The following is a 23,590-nucleotide window of genomic DNA, read 5'->3' on the forward strand; positions in this document are numbered from 1 at the left end:
GGACCTACCGGGAGCTACCGCAGGAGGCCGCCGTGACGGTGCTGCACTTCGACTCGCCGATCTCCGACGACGAGCGCCGGGAACGGCTCTTCGCCGGGGATTTGTTCGTCTACTCGCCGACGCCGCACTCGATGGCGCTGGTCGCGTTCGCCCGGCAGATGACCGAGACCGCGTTCGCGCCGCACTTCCCGCCGGAGGCGCAGCACCACCTGGCCGCCCCGGACTACGTCTCGGTGCTGGCCGAGCTGAAACCCGGCTTCATCAACCACCCGCGCAGCGCCGACCTGGTCCGGGGACTCCTGACGGACCTCGGTGCCGACCCGGCGCGGACCTACTTCGACGTACCCCGGCTGCGCTCGATGACCAGCGAATACCTGAACGCCGGGCTGACGCTGCAGTTCGAGCCGCACCGGGACACCTGGTTCTCCGCGCCGATGTGCCAGCTCAACTTCTGGATTCCGGTGTACGAGCTGACCGAGACGAACGTGATGGCCTTCCACCCGAGATACTTCGACACCGGAGTCCGGAACAGTTCCCGGGACTACAACTACGCGCAGTGGGTGGCACACGGCAGGAGCGCCGCCGCCGCCCAGGTGCACGCCGAGACCCGCCGGCAGCCGGAGTTGGAGCAGGAGCTGGAGCGGGAGCCCGACCTGCGGGTGATCACACCGCCCGGCGGGGTGCTGGTCTTCTCCGGTGCCCAGTTGCACACGACCGTGCCGAACACCTCCGGCCGGACCAGGTTCTCCATCGACTTCCGGGCGGTCAACCTGGGTGACGTCCGGACCCGGGCCGGCGCCCGCAACGTCGACTCGGAGTGCACCGGTACCACCCTCGGCGACTTCCGTCGGGCCACCGACCTGGCGCCGATGCCGCCCGAGCTGGTCGAGTCGTACGACAGCGTGCCGGCCTGACGTGTCAGGGAGGGCCCCGGCTACAACCGGAAACGATAAGAGGTGGACCCTTCCCTACGCGGGTTCGACGAGTTCCACCAGTACGCCGCCGGCGTCGCGGGGGTGCACGAAGTTGACCCGGGAGCCGGCGGTACCGCGTTTCGGCGTCTCGTAGAGCACCCGTACACCCCGGTCGCGCAGGGCCGCGCAGGCGGCGTCGACGTCGGCAACCCGGTACGCGACCTGCTGCACGCCCGGCCCGCTGCGGTCCAGGAACTTGGCGATCGTGGAGTCCGGGGTCAGCGGCGCCAGCAGTTGCACGCAGCCGCCGTCCGGCGCCGGGCCGACCTGGAGCATCGCCTCCCGGACCCCCTGCTCGGGGTTGGTCTCGGTGTGCACGCAGCGCATCCCGAAGACCCGCTGGTAGAACTCGATCGCGGTGTCGAGGTCGGCCACCGCCACCCCGACGTGATCGATGCCGAGCAGGCCGATGCCTGTGAGATAGTCGGCAGCGGGGGTGTCCCGGTTGTCGTCGTCCACCAGGCTAGTCTGACCTAACCGACGTTAAGGCGCTCCGCCAGGTCCCCCGGAGGCGACAGTTCCCATGGCATCCGTGATCGTCAACGGCGCCCGTACCCCGATGGGTCGGCTGCTCGGCAACCTCAAGGACTTCTCGGCGACCAGGCTCGGTGGCATCGCCATCCGGGCCGCCCTGGAACGTTCCGGGGTCTCCGCCGACCAGGTGCAGTACGTGATCATGGGGCAGGTGCTCCAGGCCGGCGCCGGACAGATCCCGGCCCGGCAGGCGGCGGTGGAGGCGGGCGTGCCGATGTCCGTACCGGCGCTGACCATCAACAAGGTCTGCCTCTCCGGCCTGGACGCGATCGCCCTGGCCGACCAGCTCATCCGGGCGGGCGAGTTCGACATCGTGGTGGCCGGCGGCATGGAGTCGATGACCAACGCCCCGCACCTGCTGCTCGGTCAGCGGGCCGGCTACAAGTACGGCGACGTGACCGTGAAGGACCACATGGCGCTGGACGGGCTCACCGACCCGTGGGACTGCTGCGCGATGGGCGAGTCCACCGAGCGGCACAACGCACGGCACGGGATCAGCCGGGCCGACCAGGACGCCTTCGCCGCCGCCAGCCACCAGCGGGCCGCCGCGGCGCAGAAGAACGGCGCCTTCGCCGAGGAGATCGTTCCGGTGTCGGTGCCGCAGCGCAAGGGCGACCCGCTGGTGATCGACGAGGACGAGGGCGTACGCCCGGACACCACCGCCGAGTCGCTGGCCCGGTTGCGCCCGGCGTTCACCCCGGACGGGACGATCACCGCGGGTAGCTCCTCGCCGATCTCCGACGGTGCCTGCGCGGTGGTGGTGATGAGCAGGGCCAAGGCGGAGGAACTGGGGCTGACCTGGCTGGCCGAGATCGGCCCGCACGGCAACGTGGCCGGCCCGGACAACTCGCTGCACTCGCAGCCGGCGAACGCCATCGAGCACGCGCTGCGCAAGGCGGGGCTCGGCGTCGGCGACCTCGACCTGATCGAAATCAACGAGGCGTTCGCGCAGGTGGGCATCAAGTCGATCCGGGATCTCGGCGTCTCGGACGAGATCGTCAACGTCAACGGCGGCGCCATCGCGCTGGGCCACCCGATCGGGATGTCCGGGGCCCGGCTGGTGCTCACCCTGGCGATGGAACTGCGCCGCCGGGGTGGCGGTACCGGCGCGGCCGCGCTCTGCGGCGGCGGTGGCCAGGGCGATGCGCTGATCGTGCACGTGCCGGGACAGGCCGGCGGGCGGGAGTGACCGCGGCGTCGGCCGCCAACCGGTCCGTGCGGCGCAGCCGGGACGTGCCGATGTTGGTCGACCGGGCCCGCCGGGGCGATGCCCGGGCGGTGGCCCGGCTGATCACCCTGGTCGAGTCCGGTGACGAACTGCTGCCGCAGGTCGCGGCGGCGCTCGCGCCACACACCGGGCGGGCCCAGGTGATCGGGCTGACCGGTTCGCCCGGGGTGGGGAAGTCGACCACCACCAACGAGCTGGTCCGGGCGCTGCGGGCCCGGGACCACCGGGTCGGGGTGCTCGCGGTGGACCCGTCCAGCCCGTTCACCGGCGGGGCGATCCTCGGCGACCGGGTCCGGATGCAGGACCACGCCACCGACCCCGGCGTCTACATCCGGTCCATGTCCAGCCGGGGACACCTGGGCGGGCTGGCGGCGGCCACCCCGCAGGCGGTCCGGGTGCTGGAGGGGGCCGGCTGCGACGTCGTACTGGTGGAGACCGTCGGGGTCGGCCAGGCCGAGGTCGACGTCGCCTCGCTGGCCGACACCACCCTGGTGCTGCTGGCGCCGGGGATGGGTGACGCGATCCAGGCGGTCAAGGCCGGCATCCTGGAGATCGCCGACGTCTTCGTGGTGAACAAGGCCGACCGGGACGGTGCCGACGCCACCGTGCGGGACATCAACGGCATGATCGCGCTGGGCGAGCGTGGCCCCGGTCAGTGGCGACCGCGCGTGGTGCGCGCGGTGGCGGCCCGGGGCGAGGGGATCGACGACGTGGTCACGGCGGTGGAGAAGCACCGCGGCTGGCTGGTCGAGCACGGCGAGCTGCGCCGTCGCCGCCAGGCCCGGGCCGCCGCCGAGGTCGAGGCGATCGCGCTCGGCACCCTCCGGGACCGGATCGGCTCGCTCCGCGCGGGTACGTCGCTGGCGGCGCTCGCCGACCGGGTGGCCGACGGCGCACTCGACCCGTACGCGGCAGCCGGCGAACTGCTCGATCAGCTCGGCCGAGTCACCGGCTGAACCCCGCGGGTCCGGTACCTTCCGTGCGCCGCGCCACCCCTCCGGGCCTCCCGGCCGGACTCGACAGAGCCGAGAATGTGTCAGTTCCGTCGTCGGTTCGCCGGCGGCGGATAGGCTCCGTCAACGCCGACGGCGCCGTGCAGGCCGTCGAGACCAGGGGAGAGAGAATGACCGAGCTTCAGAACGATTCCGGCCAGGCTCCGGTGACCGCACCGGCGGCGGCGCCGAGGGGTGGCACCGAAGTGTCCGAAGAGGTCGTCGAGAAGATCGCCGGTACGGCGGCCCGCTCGGTGCCCGGTGTCGCCGATCTCGGTGGCGATGTCGCCCGGTTCTTCAACAGCGTGCTGGACAGGGTCGGTCTGGACGAGGTGGGTGACGCCGGGCGGGGCGTCTCGGCCGAGGTGAAGGGGACCAGCGCGACCATCAGGATCGTGCTGGTGATCGAGGCCGGGCACGTCGTACAGGAGGTGACCGAGGCGGTCCGGGCCAAGGTCATCGAGGCGGTGGAGAAGTACGGCCTGACGGTCGCCGAGGTGAACGTCAAGGTCGACGACATCGAACTGAACAGCCCGCCGGCCCCCGGGGCCTAATCTGGCCGGTGGACGTCCGCCCCGGCCGCGATCACCGTGATCAGGGATCTTCCGCCCGGTAGGCACCCGCCCCGGTGCCGGAAGGTCCCTTGATCGCGGGACATTCCGGCCTTGATCGCGGGCTACCTTAGCGATCGTTCAGGGTCCCCTCTACACTCGGGCTCAGTCGAGGAGCGCGAGGAGGCCCCCACCGATGAACGCCGAGGAGATCGCCGCCGGTCGAGCCCGCTGGCAGGCCCGGTACGACGCGGCACGCAAGCGGGAGGCGGACTTCACCACCCTCTCCGGGATGCCCGTCGACCCGGTCTACGGCCCGCCGGAGGGGAGCGCCGACCCCCGGTTCGCCCGGATCGGCTGGCCGGGCGAGTATCCGTACACCCGGGGGTTGTATCCGACCGGCTACCGGGGACGGACCTGGACGATCCGGCAGTTCGCCGGCTTCGGCAACGCCCGGCAGACCAACGAGCGCTACCGGATGATCCTCGGCGCGGGCGGTGGCGGGCTCTCCGTCGCCTTCGACATGCCGACCCTGATGGGCCGGGACTCCGACGACCCGCAGGCGCTCGGCGAGGTCGGGCACTGCGGCGTCGCCATCGACTCGGCCGCCGACATGGAGGTGCTCTTCGACGGCATCGACCTGGCCGCCGTCACCACCTCGATGACCATCTCCGGGCCGGCGGTGCCGGTCTTCTGCATGTACCTGGTCGCCGCCGAGCGGCAGGGCGCCGACCTCTCCACCCTGGACGGCACCCTGCAGACCGACATCTTCAAGGAGTACATCGCGCAGAAGGAGTGGCTCTTCGACCCCGAGCCGCACCTGCGACTGATCGGCGACCTGATGGAGTACTGCGCCGGGGAGATCCCCCGCTACAAGCCGCTGTCGGTCTCCGGCTACCACATCCGGGAGGCCGGCTCGACCGCCGCGCAGGAGCTGGCGTACACCCTGGCGGACGGGTTCGGCTATGTGGAGCTGGGCCTTTCCCGGGGACTGGACGTCAACCGCTTCGCGCCGGGGCTGAGCTTCTTCTTCGACTCGCACGTCGACTTCTTCGAGGAGATCGCCAAGTTCCGGGCCGCCCGCCGGATCTGGGCCCGCTGGCTGCGCGAGGTGTACGGCGCCACCGACGAGCGGGCCCTCTGGCTGCGCTTCCACACCCAGACCGCCGGTGTCTCGCTGACCGCGCAGCAGCCGGTCAACAACGTGGTGCGGACCGCCGTCGAGGCGCTGGCCGCGGTGCTCGGCGGTACCAACTCGCTGCACACCAACGCGCTGGACGAGACCCTGGCGCTGCCCAGCGACTCGTCCGCGGAGATCGCGCTGCGCACCCAGCAGGTGCTGATGGAGGAGACCGGGGTCACCAACGTGGCCGACCCGCTCGGCGGCTCCTGGTACGTCGAGGCGCTGACCGACAGGATCGAGGCGGAGGCGGAGGAGATCTTCGCCCGGATCCGGCAGCTCGGCGGTGACGGCCCGCACCAGATCGGCCCGATGACCTCCGGCATCCTGCGCGGCATCGAGGACGGCTGGTTCACCGGCCAGATCGCCGAGGCGGCCTTCGCCTACCAGCAGGCACTGGAGAAGGGCGACAAGAAGATCGTCGGAGTCAACTGCCACACCGGCACGGTCGCCAAGGAGTTGGAGATCCTGCGCGTCTCGCACGAGGTGGAGGTGGAGCAGCGGCGGGTGCTCGCCGACCGCAAGGCCGGCCGGGACGCGGCGGCGGTCACCGAGGCGCTGGCCCGGATGGTCGAGGTCGCCCGGACCGGCGAGAACCTGATCCCGCCGATGCTGGCCGCCGTACGCGCCGAGGCCACCCTCGGGGAGATCTGCGACGCGCTCCGCGCCGAGTGGGGCGTCTACCGCGAGCCGGCCCGGTTCTGATCGCGGGCCGACTTCTGATCGCGGGCCGGCTTCTGATCGCGGGCCGACTCGCGGGGCCGGCAACTGTCGGGCACCGGCGGTTGGTCGGGGTTCGCGACGTCGCGTGCGAGACTAGGGAACCATGAGCGACCCACGGATCACCTCGTCGATCTTCACCCGCGGCGCGGTCGACCTCGGCGCACTGCGCGCCGCACAGACCCCCGCGAAGCCGGCGGCGCCAGCGACCCCGTCGGCCGGTCCCGGCGTCCCCGGCGGGATGCCGCCGAGCGCACCTCCCGGGGGCGGGGGCGGAGTCGCGGTGATCGACGTCACCGAAGCCACGTTCCAGTCCGAGGTGCTGGAACGCTCCCTCACCACCCCGGTGGTGGTCGACTTCTGGGCCGAGTGGTGCGAGCCCTGCAAGCAGCTCTCCCCGGTGCTGGAACGGTTGGCCGTCGAGGGCGGCGGCGCCTGGATTCTGGCCAAGGTCGACGTCGACGCCAACCCCCGGCTCGCGCAGATGTTCCGGATCCAGAGCATCCCGATGGTCTACGCGGTGGTGGGCGGCCAGCCGGTCGACGCCTTCGCCGGAGTGGTGCCCGAGGCACAGTTGCGGCAGTGGATCGACGCCGTGCTCAAGGCCGGTGGGGTCTCGGTGGAGGCGCCGGAGGACCCCCGGCTCAGCGAGGCGGACGAGGCACTGATCAGCGGTGACCTGGACGCGGCGGAGCGGGCGTACAAGAAGATCCTTTCGGACGCGCCGGCGGACACGGCGGCCGAGGCCGGCCTGGCGCACGTCGCGCTGGCCCGCCGGGTCAGCGGGGCGGATCCGGCGGCGGCGCTGGCCGCGGCCGAGGCGAGCCCCGACGACGTACCGGCGCAGCTGCTCGCCGCCGACATCGAGGTGCTCAGCGGTCAGGCCGAGCAGGCGTACGCCCGGCTGGTCGAACTGGTCCGTCGGACGGCCGGCGATGACCGGGAGGCGGCCCGGCAGCACCTGGTGTCCCTGTTCACCATCGCCGGTCCGGACGATCCTGCGGTGGCCAGCGCCCGGAGGGCCCTTTCGCGTGCGCTCTTCTAGACAATAGGCAGTACGAGCAGCGCGCATGCCGGCCTGGCAGCCGCGATACCGGACGGGAGCACAGTATGCGCCGGATCGCCGTCCTGGACGCCCCGTCCAACCTGGGCCTGCGTCCGCCGACTCCCACCTCGGTGCCGGGCTGCACCAAGGCGCCGGGCGCGCTGCGTGACCACGACCTGATCGCCCGGCTCGCGGCCCGGGACGCCGGCTGCCTCACCCCGCCCCGGTACGACCCGGGCGACTGGCGTCCCGGGGACGGGGTGTGCCACGCCGGCTCGATCGCGCACTACTCGATGGAGCTGGCCGAGCGGATCGGCGGCATCATCGACCAGGGTGAGTTCCCGCTGGTGCTCGGCGGGGACTGCTCGATCCTGCTCGGCTCGGCGCTCGCCATGCACCGGCTCGGCGAGGCGGTCGGCGGACGGATCGGGCTGGTCTTCGTCGACGGCCACTCCGACTTCCGGCACCCCGGCAACGCCTCCTACGTCGGCGCGGCGGCCGGTGAGGACCTGGCCCTGGTCACCGGGCGGGGCCAGGCCGACCTGGCGGCGATCGAGGGTCGCCGGCCGTACTTCCGGGACATCGACGTGGTGGTGCTCGGTATCCGCGCCCACGACGAGTACCGGCTCGACCTCCAGGCGGCCGGCATCGTCACCCGGCCGGTGCCGGAGCTGCGGGTCGAGGGGGCGGCCCGGACCGCCCAGTGGGCGCACGACCAGTTGACCGACTGCGCCGGCTACTGGGTGCACATCGACGTCGACGTGCTCGACCCGGCGGTGATGCCGGCGGTGGACGCGCCCGACCCGGGCGGGATCGCCTTCGCCGAGCTGGAGCTGCTGCTGGCCGGGTTGGTCGACACCCCGCACTGCCTCGGGGTGGAGGTCACCGTCTTCGACCCGGACTACGACCCGGACGGGGTCTACGCGGCCGAGATCGTCGACACCCTGGTCGCGGGCCTGGCCCCGGTCTCCGCCCCCGAGGCGGTCCCGCCCCGGTTGCCCCCGAGCCGGCCGGTCGACCCGGAGAGCGGCCCGACGGTCCCGGGGCCTCGAACGGTCCCGCCCGCCATGCCGTCGGCACCGGCCCGGCAGCCGTCGGCACCGACTCGGCCCTCGACGGAACAGGCCCGGCAGTCGTCGGAGCCGCCGATCGGTGGGGCGGACGAGCCGGCGGCCAACGGTGCCCAGGTCCGGGTGCCCGAGCTGGCCGCCCACTGGTCGGAGCCGGTCGGCCCACCCGTCTCGGCCGGACCGGGGCGACTCCGTCGCACCCCGCCAGCGCCGGCCGAGGAACCGGTCGACGATGCTGCGCAGCCCGTCCGCGCCACCGACGGCGAGCATGGGGCGTCGACGGCGGCGCAGACCCGGAACTCCGAGCCGGGCTCGGCGGAGATCGCCTGAACCTCGTCGCACCCGAACGTCCGGTCGGAGGGTGGTCGTTCCGGCAATATCGCGGCGTTGACCAGGAGCGTTGGCTCGGGAATGATCACGGACTGTGCACTTCGATCACGGGATCGTCGGCCGGGACGCAGAGCTGACTGCGTCCGTACGGGCACTCGCGCGCCCACCGGCGGTCCTGCTGGTCGAGGGTGAGGCCGGGATCGGCAAGAGCCGGCTGGTCCGCGAACTGCTCGCCTCGCCCGAAGGCCAGCGGCACCGCTGCCTGACCCTGGTGTGTCCGCCGTTCCGGGTGCCGTTCACCCTGGGACCGGTCGTCGACGCGATCCGCCAGGCCACCGACCATGTCGCCGGGCTGCGGCTCTCCGCGCTGGCCGGGACCCTGCGGCCACTGTTCCCGGAGTGGGCCGACGACCTGCCTCCCGTTCCCGAACCGCTTGAGGACGCGCGGGCGTCCCGGCACCGGTTGTTCCGGGCGCTCGCCGAGGTGCTCGACAGGCTGGGTGTGACGGTCCTGGTGGCCGAGGACGCGCACTGGGCGGACGAGGCCACGATCGAGTTCCTGCTCTTCCTGGCCACCCAGCCGGCCCGGCCGATGAGCCTGGTGGTCACCTACCGGCCCGAGGACGTGCCCGCCGAATCGCTGCTGCCCAGGCTGGCATCCCGGGCACCGGCCGGTGCCACGTTCACCCGGCTGAGCCTGTCCCGGCTGGACGCTGCCGGGACGGGCGCACTCGTGTCGTCGATGCTCGGTGGGCAACGCGTCTCCGGAGAGTTCACCGAGCTGGTGTGTCAGCGGACCGGGGGGATCCCGTTCGTCATCGAACAACTCGTCGGCCTGCTGTACGACCGTGCCGACCTGATCGACCAGGACGGCCGGTGGATGCGCCGAGAGCTGGACCTGATCGAGGTGCCGCCCACGGTCCGCGACGCCGTGCTGGAACGGGTCAGCCGACTGCCGCCGGAGGTCGGTGAACTCCTACGGGCCGCCGCGGTGCTGGGTGACCCGGTCGACGAGACCACGTTGCTGGCCGTGGCCAACCTGCCCGACGCCGGACACCGGGTGGCGGAGGCCGTGGAGTCCGGGCTGCTCGTCGTCGAGCGTGACACGATCGGCCCACGGCACGCGCTGGCGGCGACCGCGATCTACGACACGATCCCGGCGAGCCGGCGTCGGGAGCTGCACCTGCGCGCCGGTCGGCTACTCGAAGCGCTCCCGGGCCAGTCGGTGGCCCGGCTCGCACACCACTTCCGCGCCGCCGGTGAAGTGAACGAGTGGTACCGGTACGCCGAGCTGGCCGCGCTGCGGGCGCTGGAGGCCGGCGACCACACCTCCGCGGTGGCGCCGCTGCGGGACCTGCTGGCCGCTGCCGACCGGCCGGACCGATCCGTGCTGCGGCTGGTCAACACCATCGAGGTGACCAGCCTGCGCCGACCGGGCCGATACGCGGAACTGACCGAGGCGCTGCGGTCGATGCTGGACCGTCTGGATCTTTCACCCGGTCAGCGGGCCAGGGTCCGGTTTTCGTTGGCCCGGTTGCTGATACTCGCCGGACGCAACGAGGAGGGCCGGGCCGAGATGCTGCGGGTCATCCCGGACCTGGACGATGACGCGGTGACCGCCAGCCGGGCGATGCTCGGCCTGGGCATCCCCATCGACGCTTCCGCGTCGGTTGCCGAGCACCTGCGGTGGTTGCGCCGTGCCACCGAGCTTCCCGGGCCCGCCGATCGGGCCGGCCGGGTGGCGTACCAGGCGAACCAGGTCAGCGCGCTGCTCCGGCTCGGGTTGGACGAGGGCTGGGTGGCGGCCGGTGACCTGCCCGACAGCGCGACGACCGCGGCGGAGCGGCACGCTCTGGCGTCGGCGAGGGTGAACATGGCGGACGCGGCGATGTGCTGGGGCTGGTACGACCGGGCCACCGAGTACCTGTCCACCGCCAAGGCGTTGGCCGACCGCGTCCAGGATCCGGGAATCCACGACATGATCGGCTCGACAGGCTGCCACATCGACTGGTTCACCGGGCGTTGGAAAGGGCTGGCCGAACGGGCCCGATCGATCGACGCCGACGACGACGCACTACGACCGGGTCGGGTGGAGGCGAGGCTGGTCGCCGGACTGATGGCGCGGGTCACCGGCGCGGACGCGCGGGCCGCCGAGGCGTTCGAATCGATTCTGGCTGAGCGGCACTCAGGACCCTGGCTGGCCATCGAGACCGCAGCGAATCTCGGCCGGTGCCTACTGGAACGAGGGAGCGTCGACCAGGCGATACGAATCACCGAGCAACCCGTCGCCGTGCTGCGCAGCAAGCGTCTGTGGCTGTGGGCGACCGAACTGGTCCCGATCCGGGTGGCCGCGCTGCTGAGTGCCGGCCGCGAAGCGGACGCGGCAGACCTGGTGGCCTGGTTGGATCGGGGGCTGCGCGGCCGGGACATGCCGGCGCCTCGAACGGCGCTTGGGTGGTGCCGGGCGGCTCTGGCCGAGCATCACGGGGACCTGACCGGTGCCGACCGCTGGTACGCGCGGGTCGCCGCCGCCTGGCGGGAGATGCCCCGCCCGTACGACGCCCTGTTGGCCGAGGAACGCCGAGCCGGGTGCCTGCTCGCCTCCGGCCGCGAGGCCGACGGCCTGGACCTGCTGCGACGGGTCGCCGAAGGGCTCTCCACGCTGGGTGCTTCCGGAGACGCCAACCGGGTGGTCCGGCGGTTGCGCGAGCACGGGGTGAGCATCCGACCGAACCGGCGGCGCGGCTATGGCGACCAGCTCTCCCCACGCGAGCTGGACGTCGTACGGCTGGTCGTCACCGGCAGGACAAACCGCGAGATCGGTCTCGAACTGCACCGATCACCCCGGACCGTCTCCACCCAGTTGTACTCGGCCATGCGCAAACTCCGGGTGTCGTCCCGGACCGAACTGGCGGTCCGGCTGTTCGGTGCGGACGGGGACAACGCGCCGGTCAAATGAGTAGCCGGTCGCAGCTTTACGTCATTGATTGCGTCATCCGTCGGGTCACAGCATCGTGCCGGTCGGTCCAGACTCGGGTCGTCCCCGACGCCTCGCGGAGATCGACCGATGACCGACTCACCAGGCAAGCGCCCCGATACGGACGCTTCCGAAGTGCCAACCGTATCTGAACCGCCCGCGGTTCCCCCCGATGGCGGCTCCGATCCGGCGTCCGAGGAGCCCGAGCCGGCCGACCGCGAGACAGGTGGCGGATACGTGCCCGTGTAGGCCGTGCGATCCCCCCGGTATGGAGGTTCCATGTACCACCCGAGAAGTGCATTACGAAGAGCGCCACTCGCGGCTCTCACGGTCGCCGCCGTGGCTATCGCTCTGCTGCCTGGTCCGGCCGCGTTCGCTGACCCGCCCGATGCGGCCTCGGCGGTCGGAGAGGGCGGCGGGCAGCCGGCGGTCGTCAGACTGGACGGCGTCGATCCGAGACCGAAGACGATCACCCTGATCACCGGTGACAAGGTCACGCTCACCAGCGCCGGTACGGGGCCGGGCGCGTTCTCCGTCAAGGTCGACCCGGCGCCCCGCCCGGACGGGCGCATACCGGTGTTCCACGGCACGGGCGACGAGGACGCATTCTTCCTGTTCCCGGACGACGCCCAGCCGGCGGTGCAGTCGGGGATGGTGGACCGGGATCTGTTCAACCTGACCTACCTGGCCGAGCAGGGGTACACCGACGGGGACATCGACAGCCTGCCGTTGATCGCGCAGTACCCGCAGGGCCAGGCCGCACGGTCGCTGTCGGCGTCGGCTGCGGCGCTGCCGGCCAGCGAGCCCGGGTTCGAACTGTCCAGTATCCACGCGGCCGGCCTCAAGGTGTCCAAGGGCGAGGCGTCCGGCTTCTGGACGGCGATCCGGCCGACGACGGCCGGCCCGGCTAACCGGACCAAGGGGCTGTCGACCGGGATCGGCAAGCTGTGGTTGGACCGCAAGGTGACGGTGAGCCTGGACGAGAGCGTCGGAATGATCGGCGCTCCGGAAGCCTGGGGGCTCGGTCTGGACGGCACCGGGGTCACCGTGGCGGTCCTGGACAGCGGGTACGACAAGAACCACCCGGACCTGGCCGGCAAAGTGGTCGCCGCCAAGGGGTTCGACCTGTTCGGGAACACGACCACGCACGACGGCAACGGGCACGGCACCCATGTGGCGTCCACCGTCGCCGGGTCCGGCGCCGCGTCGGGCGGCCGGTACGAGGGGGTGGCTCCCGGCACCGACCTGATGATCGGAAAGGTCCTCAACGACGCGGGTCAGGGCTTCATGTCGTCGGTGATCGAGGGCATGGAGTGGGCCGCGAACAACGGCGCGGACATCATCAGCATGAGTCTGGGCGGCACGCCGACCGCCGACGACCCGTCGGCCCAGGCAGTCGACGAGCTCACCGAGTCCACCGGCGCGCTCTTCGTGATCGCCGCAGGCAACGACGGCCCGCGCGAGGTCAAGATCGGCGCGCCAGGTATCGCGGACGCGGCGTTGACCGTGGCCGCGGTCGACAAGTCCGACCAGCTTGCCAACTTCTCCAGCCGCGGACCCCGGGCCGACGGAGCGCTCAAGCCGGACATCGCCGCGCCGGGTGTGGCGATCACCGCTGCCCGGTCGGCCGGCACCGACATGGGCGGTGGCGGCGTACCGGTGGACGATCACTACATAACCGCCAACGGTACGTCCATGGCCACCCCACACGTCGCCGGAGCTGCGGCGATCCTGGTCCAGCAACACCCCGACTGGACACCGGCCCAGCTCAAGGCCGCGTTGATGAGCACCAGCGCCGACGTCGGGCACTCGGTCTACGAGCGGGGTGCCGGGCGGGTGGACATCGCCCGCGCGGTCGAGCAGACCGTCGTCGCCACCACGGCGAGCGCGGACTTCCGGATCGTCCCCCACGAGTCCGGGCCGATCGACCGGCAGATCACCTATCGCAACACCGGTGACACCGACCTGACCCTCACCCTGACCACCAACCTGCGGCGGATCGGTGGCGACGCGGCACCGGACGGCACGCTGACCGTCGACCGTCAGCTGACCGTCCCGGCCGGTGGCGCCGCCACGGCCACGGTCACCCTGAACTCCACCGGCCTGGCCCACGGCAGGTACACCGGTGCGGTGGTAGCCACCAACCAGACGGCCGGGGTCCGCCTGAGCACGCCGGTCGGGTTCCGCCACCAGCCGCCCCTGCACAGGTTGACGGTCAAGGTCCTGGACCGCGACGGCCGACCGACGATGACGGAGTACGTCGAGGCGATCGACGTGACCAACGAACTGGGCAACTTCGGCGTCCTGGGCCGCTGGGTCTCCACCGGCGTGTTCGAGACGCTCGTGCCGGAGGGAGCGATTCACGTCGCCACGGCGACCGAGTGGATCGACGAGGCCCGTCGGCAGAACATCGGGTACCTGCTCGCTCCCGAGGTGAAGGTGACCGGCGACACCGAGGTCACCCTGGATGCCAGGGATCTGCAGAGGTTCACGTTCCGCACGTCCCGGCCGGCCGAGGTGCCCGCCAGCGGGGACACCATCACGATGGGCTGGCAACGGACGCTGGCCGGCGGGTTGCGGGTCGGCGCCTACTCGAACGCGATGTACTCGTACCAGTTCTGGGCCACACCGACCCCGCCGGTGAAGGTGGGGGAACTGCAGGTGTACGCGATGATGTCACTGGCCGCGCCCGAGGTCACCCTGCGGGTCAAGGGCGCAGCCAAGCTGAGACTGCACCCGATGATGTGGCCGCACGAGGGAACCACGTTCAACGGTGGTTTCACCGGGGAACTGTTCACCGGGACGCAGACCCTGCGGCTGGTCGACGCCGGGCTGGGGCGACCCGAGGACTTCGCCGGGCGCGACCTGACCGGCACACTCGCGCTGCTTGAGGTGAACAGCACGTGCGACGTCGGTATCGACCGCTTGCACCACCTCCGGGACGCTGGCGCGGCCGGCGTGCTGGCCTGGCCCTCCCACGAGGTCAACGGACCCACCTGCGCCGGCGGGCCGCACGTTCCGATGGGGGTCCGGCTCACGCCGGAGGACAGCGACCGCGACATCGGCATCCCCTACGTGTCGATCGCACCGGGTGAGGCACGGGCCCTGCGCGAGCGGCTCAGCCGGCACAGGGTCGAGATCGAGGTCACCGGCACACCGGAGTCCTCCTACCTCTACGAGGCAACGCCGATCGAGATCGGCCGGGTGTCCGACTCGTTGACCTACGATCTGACCGACCGGCGCGTGGCCACGGTGGACACCGAGTACCACGCCACCGGTCCCACCGCCTTCACCACGCAATGGAGGGCGTTCACGGCCAACATGTTCCTGATCCATTCGGTGTACCCGCCTCCGGTGATCGGACCGGCCACCCGCACCCGCTACGTGGGGCCGCTTTCCGACCAGGTCATCCACCAGAGTCTGGTGTACGACACCCACAACACCGATCGTTCCTTCTTCAAGGCGGACCTCCACGACAGGCCGGTCCGGACCCGCGAAGTGTGGAACGGGGCCGCCGGGGTGCCGGGATCGCTCACCTACCCTGCGGCGATCGCGCGGATGGAGCCGGAGAGTCCGCAACTGCAGCACCCGAACTTCGGCATGTGCGCGATGTGCCGGGAGGGTGACGAGTTCTACCCCGTCTTCCATCGCACCTTCGGCGGGCGGGAGTACCAGATCCAGTACTTCGCGCCCGGCCTGACCCACCTCTACCAGGGGGACCGGGAGATACCGCTGAAGACCGACCGGGACGTCCCGTCGTTCACGCTGCCAGCCGAACCCGGGAAGTACCGGCTGACCCTGCACGATCCCGCGTTGCGCACCCGGACGGAATGGACGTTCCGCTCCCAGGGCAGCGTAACCAAGGAGGAGCCGCCGAACGGCCTGTACTGCCCGTCCGCTCTCACCAGCGGGGATCCCGCCTGCCGTCCGGAGCCGTTGGTGTACGCCAGCTACGACCTGGGTGACCAGCTCGGGTTGGACAACACGGTCAAGGCTCCGGGAGCGCACCGGTTCACCGTGCACGCCTACCACGCGCCGTCCCGGGCGAAGTCGCCGGAGATCGCCGGGTTGCGGTTGTGGTACAGCCAGGACGACGGGAAGACCTGGCGATCCGCGCAGGTCAAGAAGAACCGCAACGGCGAGTTCGAGGTCAGGGCGGTGTACGCGCCCAAGGGCGGCACCGGCGCGGTGAGCCTGAAACTCAAGGCATGGGACAAGGCGGGTAACACCTTGACCCAGACCACCACCCGCGCGTTCGAACTGCGGCACCATAACCCCCGCCTGCACCGCGGGGTCGAGTAGACGACCGCAGGGGAGTGGGCGGCGGGCCACGCGCTCCGCCGCCCACTCCGGGCATCCTCAGAGTGCGGCGACCGCGTGGCGCAGGGTGGCAGCCTTGGCCAGCATCCGGGTCGCGCCGTACTCGTGCAGGTGGATCGTGCAGCCGGTTCGGTCCAGGCGTACCGTCACGGGCGTGCCCGGGTGGCGCTGGCCGAGCCGCGCGATCAGCCGGGCCGGGTCGTCGACCGGGCGTGGTCGGGGCGTCTGCGGCACCGGGGTCGGCTGGCGCGGGTCGGCCGGCACCGTCGCGGCGAGCGCGACTTCGAGGTACGTCACGCAGTCCGCGACCGCCGCCGGCAGGCTCCGGTGCAGCGGCCGGCGGGTGAGCGGGGCGGCCGGGTCGGCGGCGACGATCTCGACATGCCAGCCTTCCCCGTGTACCCGCAGCGGGTTGTCGGCGTTGCACCGGTGGTCCTGGACAGTGATCGCGATGGCCAGGTGCAGGCCGAGGGCGATCCCGATCAGCTCGGTCAGCGGCGGTGCGTCGGCGGGCCGGGCCGCCAGCCGGATCGCAGTCGGGGCAGTCGTGGAACGGGATCGGCTCGCCGAGCCAGTCCGGCGCGGGTGGTTCCCAGCCGCGTACCAGCGGGGTCGTGACCCGCCGGCGCACCTGGCCGGTCGGTTCCTCGTGCAGGGTCTCGACGGCCGGACCAGGCCGCAGCGAGGTGTGCCACCAGCGGCCGTCGCGCCAGATCGCCTGTGCGCCGGGTCGGCCCGCGCAGTCCCGGAGCATCCGCCGTTCCACCTGGTCGAGGTCGACGGGCTCGGGGAGTTCGGGTGGCGCCGCACCTGCCCGTAGGTAGTGCGCGGGGGCGGCGCGGCCGTGTGCCTCGAACCCGTCGAAGGCGTCGGCGACGGTGGCGGCGGCGACTGCGGAGGGCAGGTCGTCGCCGCGTACCCGATGGGTCGTCGGCACGGCGGCGCCGGGAGTCTCGTAGCGGATGTCCCAGTCCAGCCGGCCGTACCCGGAATCCCGCGCCTCGACCACCAGATCGAGCAGGAGTTGGTCGGCGAGGCGGCAGAGGTCGGCGAGCCGGCGGTCGAGGTCGGGCGGCGGGGCGGCGATGCTCCGGCGGTTGGTCGTGGGGCGAGCGCTCCGGCGGTGACGCTCGCCGAAGCGACCGCGCCGGTGTCGGCGTTGACAACGGTGAGCACGAGCTGTGCGCGGAGTTTCCCGCGCTGGTCACACCGGAGGCAAGGCTCGGCCACCATGCCGTCACCCCGGCAGAGCAGGCAGTCCCGGTACGCCTCGCCACCCGATCGCCGCTCGTCCACGACGAACCGGTCACCGCCCCGGGTACACCGGCAGGCGGCGACGGTGAAGGTCAACCCGGCACACTCGGGGCAGGTGAGCACGGTCATATCGACCGCCGTCGCACCCGCCGGGTGCACGGAATCTCATGGTCGGCCCGTAGCCCACAGCGCCGGCCGTCGGGCAAGAGCCGATCACAGAAGACCCGATGGTGTACGTCCGGCGTCGCCGCCTCCGACACCGTGGTCTCCTGCACGTCGACACAGAGGAAGGCCAGCGCCCGAGCGGCGGTCCGGGCCAGGACACGCGCCCGGGACAGGTCGGTCGTGACGATGGGCAGGTGGATCACGAACCGGCTCACCCGCACGGTCATCGGCGGGCCAACTCGCGCATGCTCGGCGCCTGGCTCGACTGCCAGCGACGCAGCGCGTCCTTGATCCGGGCCGTCTCCGCCCGGCTGCGGTCCAGTTCGGCGTAGACGCCGCCGAGTTCGTCGGCCACCCGGTCGAGGAACGCGGAGACCTCCGCCGGGTCCAGCCCGCGCCGGGTGACCGCGAACCGCCGGCTCCGCACCTCCGAGGGCCACATCGGCCGGTACGACGCGGAGCGGTAGACGCCGCCGGCCGGTGGCATCCGGTCGGGTGTACGTGATCGTGCCAGGATGCGCCGAAGGAGTTGCCGCACGTCGCTACGTCCCTTCTGCCTGATGGTTCTCTTCCGGAGATCTCGTGTGGAAGGGGTGGCCGGCCGTCTCGGGCCCGACCGGACCACCCCATCCCCACCACCGCAGCCCAGCTTGGCGGTACGGCAACGGAGGTGACCGCTCAATAGCGACCAGTGAGGGCGATCCATCGCCGGCCCGGTCGGACGACGTTTCGTCGTATCTCGACCGGGCATGCTCAGCACTTCCGACCGCTATTGGCAACTAGTCAACCCCTGGGTAGGCAAGCTGTCAACCCCTCCAGACGGATGGTGCGCCGAATGCACGTCATGGCGCTCGCAGAAGTGGCCGACTACCTCGGGGTCAGTCGCCAACGCGCTGCGGTCTTGGTGGACAGGCCAGACTTCCCGGCGCCTCTGGACACGCTGACCGTCGGCCGGATCTGGTCCGCCGCTGAAGTCAGGGAGTACGCAGCGCGGCGTCGTGAGCGCCTGGACAGTGGTCGGGACGAATAGCTATCGCAGTCCGGATCGAGCCACCGCTAAGGCGACGATGCCCATGCGTAGCTCCCGTCGCCACGCGGGGTGGGACAGAAGTCAGATCTGGCCGAGATCGACCTCGACGAAGAAGGGTGCGGTCAACTTCACGACGCCGGTAAAGATTTCGCCATCGCGGTAGCGTCCGGTCGCCGGGTCGAGAAGGTACGTGTAAACGAGAGGCGCCCCAGTGGCAGCCTGCTCAACGCGCCAATAGAACTGGATGCCAGCCCTCGCGTACTGATTAGCCTTGACGATCCGGTCGGTCGTCTCCGACCCGGGAGAGACCACCTCGACCACAAGAAGCACATGCTCGGGCCGTGTCGGAGTGACGTCGATGGTCTCCGCCCGGTAGACCGTCACGTCAGGACGGCGGTTGTTCAGTGGCACGTCCTGGAGCCGGACATCGAAGTCGGTGTCAGCGTTCCAATCCGGCCCCGCGGCAACATCCAGGGCGTTCGCCAGGAGCCTGGCCAGCCGGTTGTGCCGCTTGGAGGCGCTCGGACTCACGAGGACCATCCCGTCCACGATCTCGATACCCGCACATTGCTCTTCTGTCCACGTCGCGTATTGCTCGGCCGTGACCTGCTCATGCATCCAGGCCGGCGCGACCATCTCGACAGTCATGCACGCCTCCTGAATCGTGACCGGCTACCGACCTCAAGATACCGTGGCTCCGGCGACAACCAGGTTGACAGAGCGGGCTAGCGTTACTAGCTTTTTGGCTATTGTGACTAGCGAACACTCGGGTCGACGAGGAGCATCCTGCGGGCGGTGCGGTGGCTAGGGCTGGGCTCTCGACCTCGGCCGTGGTCGACGCGGCGCTCGCCGTCATCGACGAGCAGGGCGTCGAAGCCCTCACCCTGGCGGCCGTGGCCGCACGCACCGGGGTCGCCCCGCCCTCGCTCTACAAGCACGTCGCCGGCCTCGCCGAGCTGCGCACCCTGGTGGGCGTCCGGGTAATCACCGAGCTGACCGACCGGTCCGTGGCGGCCGTACTGGGCCGCAGTGGCGACGAGGCGGTGGCGGCGCTGCTGCGTACTTACCGCGACTACGTCCGGGAACACCCGGCCCGGTATGCGGCGATGCCGCCCGATCCGCTGCACGAGCCGGCGATGGCCGAGGCCGGCACCCGGATGTTGCAGGTCTTCCTCGCCACGCTGCGCGGGTACGGGCTGACCGACTCGGCGGCGATCCACGCCACCCGGTGCGGCCGGGCCATCGCGCACGGGTTCTCCTCGCTGGAGGCCAGCGGCGGCTTCGGGCTCCCGGAGGACCTGGACCAGACCTACGAGCAACTCATCGCGATGTTCGTGGCCAGTCTGCCGCGCCGGTGACTTTCGGCCGCCCGGAGTGCCCGTGAACTGGTCGATTCGTCCAGCCCTGCGGGAGATGGGCAGCCGGCCGTTCGCGGATCATCGGAGCAGGGATGTGCGGTGTACGCGGCCCTACGCAGCAGTTGACGTGGGTGCGGTGGTGTGCCGCGATGCGATCTGCGAGATGCGTTGGGGCGACAGTCCGAGAAGCGCGCCCGCATCCCGCACGGTGTAGCCGTCGCGCAAGAGGGCTCGTACGGCCGTTGCGGTCGCTTGCTCGGCCTTCTTGTCAGCGTCCCGGGCGGCTTGCCGGGCACTCAGGGCCTGCGTGACTGTACCGGGAAGCTCTGGATGTACCTCGACGTTCACAGCGGCCGGGTCGATGTCCAGCAGCAACGCAATCGCCTCTTGAGCCATCGGAGCGACTTGGTCGAGTCGGCGGGCCTGGGTGTGTAGGCCTCTTAGCTCAGGCACGCTGATGGCCCACCAGTTGCCGATCCGCTGGCAGACCACGGAGTAGGTAGTCACTTCCACCAGTCCTCCCCGAGTTGGTTGTCGAGGTCTCTCATGATGCCTCGTGCGGTGTGTTCGTTGATCTCCCTGTGCCGGGGTATGACGATATTCTGGCTACCGCATCGAAAGATCGAGTGGCTCCCACCTTCCCGAAGCAGAGCGAATTCCTTGCCTGCATGGGCTGCCGCTGCGCCGATCTTCTTGATGAGGTCAACCCGCTTCATGAGGCTAGCCTAGTGCGCTAGATAGATCAAGTAAATCATACTAGACGATGACTCTGGGTGGCCGCCTGCACTGTCGATCGGCCACTTGGACGGCGGCCGTGGTCGATGCGGCGCTGCTGCCTACTTACCGCGACTACGTCCGGGAACACCCGGCCCGGTATGCGGCGATGCCGCCCGATCCGCTGCACGAGCCGGCGATGGCCGAGGCCGGCACCCGGATGTTGCAGGTCTTCCTCGCCACGCTGCGCGGGTACGGGCTGACCGACTCGGCGGCGATCCACGCCACCCGGTGCGGCCGGGCCATCGCGCACGGGTTCTCCTCGCTGGAGGCCAGCGGCGGCTTCGGGCTCCCGGAGGACCTGGACCAGACCTACGAGCAACTCATCGCGATGTTCGTGGCCAGTCTGCCGCGCCGGTGACTTTCGGCTGATCAGACAGTAGACCGGGATAGCGGGGTGGGTCGGATTCCGGTAGCCTGCGCGGACGCTGTGCACTTCCTGAGAATGTCCTGAAAGGAACAAATCATGTCCACAACCGCCGCCGGTCCGGCCGTCGGGCAGAAGTCCTGGATCGCCGCGCTGCTGCTCTGCCTCTTCCTCGGCACCATCGGCGTGCACCGGTTCTACGTCGGCAAGGTCGGCACCGGCATCCTGATGCTCCTGACGTTCGGCGCGTTCGGCATCTGGACCCTGATCGACCTGATCATGATCGCGGTCGGCAAGTTCACCGACAAGCAGGGCCAGGCGCTCGCCCGCTGAGGCGACCCGCACCCCGGTGGCCGGGGCGGTCCGGGGAGAACTCCCCGTCGACCGCCCCGGCCGACGCGTATCCGGGCCGCCCGGCCGCACTCAGCGGAGGCCGCGGAGGAACCTCTCGGCGATCGGCACGGCGGTGGCCGTACTCGATCCGCCCTTCTCGACGAAGACCGCGAACGCGATGTCCCCCTGCCAGCCCACGAACCAGGCGTGGGTGTGCGCCGGGTTGTTGTCGTACTCGGCGGTGCCGGTCTTGCCGTACACCGGGTCGCCCGGCACGTCGGCCAGCGCGCTGCCGGTCCCCTTGGTGACCACCTCCCGCATCATCGTGCGGAGCGGCTCGACCGAGCCGGCCTTCAGTTGCGGGCCGGGTGGGGCGGCCTCACCGGGCGCCGGCTCCAGCACCAGCTTCGGCTGTTGCCACTGGCCACGGGCGACCCCGGCGGTCGCCGCCGCCATCGCCACCGGACTGACCACCGTGGTGCCCTGGCCGAACGAGGCGGCCGCCCGTTCGGCCGCCGAGCCGCCGGCCGACACCTTCCCGGTGAACGCGTCGATCCCGAGCTTCCAGTCGGCCTCCAGGCCCAGGCTCCGGCCGGCGTTGGCCAGCCCGTCCGGTCCCAGCTTCGGAGCCAGCGCGGCGAACGCAGTGTTGCAGGACTTCGCGAAGTCGGTCCGGAACGGGACCGTGCCGAGGGCGAAGTTGTCGGAGTTCTTGAACGAGCGCCCGTCCACGGTGAACGTCTTCGGACACGCGACCGGCCCGTCCAGGGTGACCGCCCCGGCGTCGAGCAGGCCGAGCGCGCTGACCATCTTGAAGGTCGAGCCCGGCGGGACCTGGGCGGTGAAGGCGAGGTTCTCGGCGCTGGCGCCGTTCGCCACGGCCAGTACCGCGCCGTCGCTGATCCGTACCGCGACCAGGGCGCTCCGCTGCCGGGACCCGCGTACCGCGTCGTCGGCGGCGTTCTGCGTCGCCACGTCGAGGGTGGTCTTCACCGCAACGCCGGCCTGCGGCTCGTGCCGGAACACCTCGGTGCCGGTCGGGGTGACCGAACCGTCCGGGCGCTTGCTGGCGATGATGACGCTCAGCCCGACCCCGCCGCGCAACTGCTTGTCGTAGCGGCCCTGGAGGCCACCGTGCCCGACCAGGTCACCTTCGGTGAAGAGGCCCGGGTTGGCCGTCATGTCGTCGGCCTGCACCGGGTCGACCGAGCCGAGTAGGGCCCGGGCGAAATCCCTGGTCGGAGCGAGATCCCGGGTGTCCTCGCGGAACTTCGTCCCCGGCAGGTGGTAGATGCGCGGTTTGATCTGGAGGTACGCATCCCGGCGCAGCGTCACGACGTCGACGAAGGCGTCCGGCTTCGCCTCCCGCATCCGGCCGGGCAGGTCGGTCAGGTCGACCGGTGGGACGATCGGCGGTCGGATCGCCCTGAACGCCGCGTCGAGCTTTCGCACCAGTCCGGGGACGTCGGTGACCTCGCCGGGCTGCACGCCGACCAGTACCACCGGCCGGGGCGCCACGATGGGCTTGCCGGCCCCGTCGGTGACCGCCGCCCGTTTCGCGGGAAGCCGGCGTACCGCCAACTCGTCCCCACGGGTGAGGCGCGGCTCGACGACCTTCGGTTCCCAGATCACCTGCCACGCGTCGTCGCCGCCACGCTTGAGATGGATCTCCGACGGGTACGTCCAGTGGGTGTCCCCGGGCAGTGTCCAGTCCACCCGTACCGTCGCGGTCGCGGTGTCTTCGGTGATCTTCGTCTCGCCCTCCCGGCGGAGCTTCGGTGGCGTCCTGGCCAGCTCACCGGAGAGCTGCTTGATCTCCTCGGTCACCTCGTTGGCCGCTACCCGCTCGCCCGCCGGGTTGCGGAATCCGACCTCGTTCAGGTCGCCACTCAGCCAACCGGCCAGGAAGGCGTCGACCGTGCGGTCGGGGCCGTCGGAGTCCGAGCAGCCGGCCAGGGCTCCCGCGGCGAGCAGCACGCTGGTCAGCGCGGCTACCGCCCCTTTGCGGGTGGTTTGCCGGAAAAGGGGGCGTTGGAGGGGTTTGCGAGAGCGCATGCCGCGGTTACCTTCCAGGTCGGCGCACCGCCGGGGGTCGGTCCGGCGGCAGCCTGACGGTAGTACGCAATGCCTACTCGGAGTTGCCCCGGTGCGGCGCGCGAGAGCCCGACCACGTCCGCTTCTGACCGCCTCGACGCGCTCCTATGCAGGTCAGAGCGGGTGGGCTGCCCGGTGTGCGGGCGGGGCGCGGCTCCGCGAGGCGGATCGGGTGAAGGCTGAGCGTGCGTGGGTACTCCCATCCGGCCGCCGGTCCACCGGCAGAGGGGCTTATCGGTAGGGCCTAGTCTGGGCGGAGAGTGACCCACGGCGTGGTGGGTCGAGGGGAGTGGC

At 71.1% G+C, this 23,590-nt stretch carries 19 protein-coding genes and 1 pseudogene; 12 read left to right on the top strand and 8 right to left on the bottom strand.

Annotated features, from left to right (window positions below; translation table 11 throughout):
* The first annotated feature begins 32 nt into the window (after positions 1–32).
* Positions 33–914 carry a phytanoyl-CoA dioxygenase family protein gene (locus tag ABNF97_RS08260; RefSeq protein WP_130462257.1) on the top strand — a complete coding sequence of 294 codons (882 nt, stop codon included), beginning with the start codon at positions 33–35 and terminating at the stop codon, positions 912–914.
* Positions 915–968: 54 nt separating this feature from the next.
* Here ABNF97_RS08260 and mce read toward each other — a convergent pair whose 3' ends face one another.
* Positions 969–1,433: a methylmalonyl-CoA epimerase gene (mce, locus tag ABNF97_RS08265; RefSeq protein WP_349338141.1), complete on the bottom strand. Its 465-nt coding sequence runs from the start codon at positions 1,431–1,433 to the stop codon at positions 969–971.
* A 64-nt stretch (positions 1,434–1,497) separates the two neighbouring features.
* On the opposite strand from mce, the gene ABNF97_RS08270 reads away from it, so the two are divergent.
* The 8 genes and pseudogenes from ABNF97_RS08270 (at position 1,498) to ABNF97_RS08305 (ending at position 15,903) form a co-directional block, all read left to right on the top strand.
* On the top strand, positions 1,498–2,697 hold the full coding sequence (locus ABNF97_RS08270; RefSeq protein WP_130462259.1) for an acetyl-CoA C-acyltransferase: 1,200 nt from the start codon (positions 1,498–1,500) through the stop codon (positions 2,695–2,697).
* 50 nt (positions 2,698–2,747) lie between these two features.
* A complete protein-coding gene (gene meaB / locus ABNF97_RS08275; protein ID WP_130465864.1) occupies positions 2,748–3,692 on the top strand; it encodes a methylmalonyl Co-A mutase-associated GTPase MeaB in 945 nt (314 codons plus the stop codon).
* A 167-nt stretch (positions 3,693–3,859) separates the two neighbouring features.
* Complete coding sequence (locus ABNF97_RS08280; RefSeq protein ID WP_130462260.1) at positions 3,860–4,282, top strand: Asp23/Gls24 family envelope stress response protein; 423 nt, start codon at positions 3,860–3,862, stop codon at positions 4,280–4,282.
* 193 nt (positions 4,283–4,475) lie between these two features.
* Positions 4,476–6,164: a coenzyme B12-dependent isobutyryl-CoA mutase large subunit gene (gene icmA, locus ABNF97_RS08285; protein ID WP_130462261.1), complete on the top strand. Its 1,689-nt coding sequence runs from the start codon at positions 4,476–4,478 to the stop codon at positions 6,162–6,164.
* Positions 6,165–6,285: 121 nt separating this feature from the next.
* Positions 6,286–7,224 (top strand): tetratricopeptide repeat protein, encoded by a 939-nt coding sequence (locus ABNF97_RS08290; RefSeq protein WP_349338142.1) that lies wholly within the window; start codon positions 6,286–6,288, stop codon positions 7,222–7,224.
* Positions 7,225–7,289: 65 nt separating this feature from the next.
* Positions 7,290–8,226: pseudogene (locus ABNF97_RS08295) on the top strand (arginase family protein); the annotation flags it as partial.
* A 492-nt stretch (positions 8,227–8,718) separates the two neighbouring features.
* A complete protein-coding gene (locus ABNF97_RS08300; RefSeq protein WP_349338144.1) occupies positions 8,719–11,583 on the top strand; it encodes a helix-turn-helix transcriptional regulator in 2,865 nt (954 codons plus the stop codon).
* Between the two features lie 357 nt (positions 11,584–11,940).
* Positions 11,941–15,903, top strand: coding sequence for a S8 family serine peptidase (locus ABNF97_RS08305; protein WP_349338145.1), 3,963 nt, complete (start codon positions 11,941–11,943; stop codon positions 15,901–15,903).
* 57 nt (positions 15,904–15,960) lie between these two features.
* On the opposite strand, the gene ABNF97_RS08310 is transcribed toward ABNF97_RS08305, so the two are convergent.
* The 4 genes from ABNF97_RS08310 to ABNF97_RS08325 all read right to left on the bottom strand — a co-directional run bounded on the left by ABNF97_RS08310 (position 15,961) and on the right by ABNF97_RS08325 (position 19,018).
* Positions 15,961–16,218, bottom strand: a complete 258-nt coding sequence (locus tag ABNF97_RS08310) for a hypothetical protein (RefSeq protein ID WP_349338146.1) — start codon at positions 16,216–16,218, stop codon at positions 15,961–15,963.
* A gap of 1,082 nt (positions 16,219–17,300) precedes the next feature.
* Entirely contained in the window at positions 17,301–17,567 is a 267-nt protein-coding gene (locus tag ABNF97_RS08315; RefSeq protein ID WP_349338147.1) for a hypothetical protein, read from the bottom strand.
* Complete coding sequence (locus ABNF97_RS08320; RefSeq protein ID WP_349338148.1) at positions 17,564–17,827, bottom strand: DivIVA domain-containing protein; 264 nt, start codon at positions 17,825–17,827, stop codon at positions 17,564–17,566. Before ABNF97_RS08320 ends, ABNF97_RS08315 begins: the two co-directional genes overlap by 4 nt.
* A 624-nt stretch (positions 17,828–18,451) precedes the next feature.
* Entirely contained in the window at positions 18,452–19,018 is a 567-nt protein-coding gene (locus ABNF97_RS08325; protein WP_349338149.1) for a Uma2 family endonuclease, read from the bottom strand.
* A 152-nt stretch (positions 19,019–19,170) separates the two neighbouring features.
* Between ABNF97_RS08325 and ABNF97_RS08330 the strand changes: the two genes are divergently transcribed.
* Positions 19,171–19,728, top strand: coding sequence for a TetR/AcrR family transcriptional regulator (locus ABNF97_RS08330; RefSeq protein ID WP_349338150.1), 558 nt, complete (start codon positions 19,171–19,173; stop codon positions 19,726–19,728).
* Positions 19,729–19,839: 111 nt separating this feature from the next.
* Here the strand turns inward: ABNF97_RS08330 and ABNF97_RS08335 are convergent, their stop codons facing one another.
* Together ABNF97_RS08335 and ABNF97_RS08340 are read right to left on the bottom strand one after the other, a co-directional pair.
* Positions 19,840–20,241, bottom strand: a complete 402-nt coding sequence (locus ABNF97_RS08335) for a type II toxin-antitoxin system HicB family antitoxin (protein ID WP_349338151.1) — start codon at positions 20,239–20,241, stop codon at positions 19,840–19,842.
* Positions 20,232–20,444: a hypothetical protein gene (locus tag ABNF97_RS08340; RefSeq protein ID WP_349338152.1), complete on the bottom strand. Its 213-nt coding sequence runs from the start codon at positions 20,442–20,444 to the stop codon at positions 20,232–20,234. The genes ABNF97_RS08335 and ABNF97_RS08340 overlap by 10 nt, the downstream gene beginning before the upstream one ends.
* 98 nt (positions 20,445–20,542) lie before the next feature.
* Here ABNF97_RS08340 and ABNF97_RS08345 point away from each other — a divergent pair, with 98 nt between their 5' ends.
* Both ABNF97_RS08345 and ABNF97_RS08350 read left to right on the top strand, forming a co-directional pair.
* Positions 20,543–20,863: a TetR-like C-terminal domain-containing protein gene (locus tag ABNF97_RS08345; RefSeq protein ID WP_349338153.1), complete on the top strand. Its 321-nt coding sequence runs from the start codon at positions 20,543–20,545 to the stop codon at positions 20,861–20,863.
* 105 nt (positions 20,864–20,968) lie between these two features.
* Positions 20,969–21,202: an NINE protein gene (locus tag ABNF97_RS08350; RefSeq protein ID WP_130462264.1), complete on the top strand. Its 234-nt coding sequence runs from the start codon at positions 20,969–20,971 to the stop codon at positions 21,200–21,202.
* Between the two features lie 90 nt (positions 21,203–21,292).
* On the opposite strand, the gene ABNF97_RS08355 is transcribed toward ABNF97_RS08350, so the two are convergent.
* The gene (locus ABNF97_RS08355; RefSeq protein WP_349338154.1) at positions 21,293–23,257 is read right to left on the bottom strand and encodes a penicillin-binding transpeptidase domain-containing protein; all 1,965 of its coding nucleotides are present in this window, start codon (positions 23,255–23,257) and stop codon (positions 21,293–21,295) included.
* Between the last annotated feature and the right edge of the window lie 333 nt (positions 23,258–23,590).

Source organism: Plantactinospora sp. B6F1 (genome assembly GCF_040120695.1).
Classification (GTDB): Bacteria; Actinomycetota; Actinomycetes; order Mycobacteriales; family Micromonosporaceae; genus Plantactinospora.

Bases quoted from the DNA above. Each gene is read 5' to 3' on its own strand.
- ABNF97_RS08290 (WP_349338142.1), top strand. From the start codon at position 6,286: ATGAGCGACCCACGGATCACCTCGTCGATCTTCACCCGCGGCGCGGTC.
- icmA (WP_130462261.1), top strand. From the start codon at position 4,476: ATGAACGCCGAGGAGATCGCCGCCGGTCGAGCCCGCTGGCAGGCCCGG.
- ABNF97_RS08270 (WP_130462259.1), top strand. From the start codon at position 1,498: ATGGCATCCGTGATCGTCAACGGCGCCCGTACCCCGATGGGTCGGCTG.
- ABNF97_RS08280 (WP_130462260.1), top strand. From the start codon at position 3,860: ATGACCGAGCTTCAGAACGATTCCGGCCAGGCTCCGGTGACCGCACCG.
- ABNF97_RS08315 (WP_349338147.1), bottom strand. From the start codon at position 17,567: ATGACCGTGCGGGTGAGCCGGTTCGTGATCCACCTGCCCATCGTCACG.
- ABNF97_RS08340 (WP_349338152.1), bottom strand. From the start codon at position 20,444: ATGAAGCGGGTTGACCTCATCAAGAAGATCGGCGCAGCGGCAGCCCAT.
- ABNF97_RS08325 (WP_349338149.1), bottom strand. From the start codon at position 19,018: ATGACTGTCGAGATGGTCGCGCCGGCCTGGATGCATGAGCAGGTCACG.
- meaB (WP_130465864.1), top strand. From the start codon at position 2,748: ATGTTGGTCGACCGGGCCCGCCGGGGCGATGCCCGGGCGGTGGCCCGG.
- ABNF97_RS08350 (WP_130462264.1), top strand. From the start codon at position 20,969: ATGTCCACAACCGCCGCCGGTCCGGCCGTCGGGCAGAAGTCCTGGATC.
- ABNF97_RS08355 (WP_349338154.1), bottom strand. From the start codon at position 23,257: ATGCGCTCTCGCAAACCCCTCCAACGCCCCCTTTTCCGGCAAACCACC.
- ABNF97_RS08320 (WP_349338148.1), bottom strand. From the start codon at position 17,827: ATGCCACCGGCCGGCGGCGTCTACCGCTCCGCGTCGTACCGGCCGATG.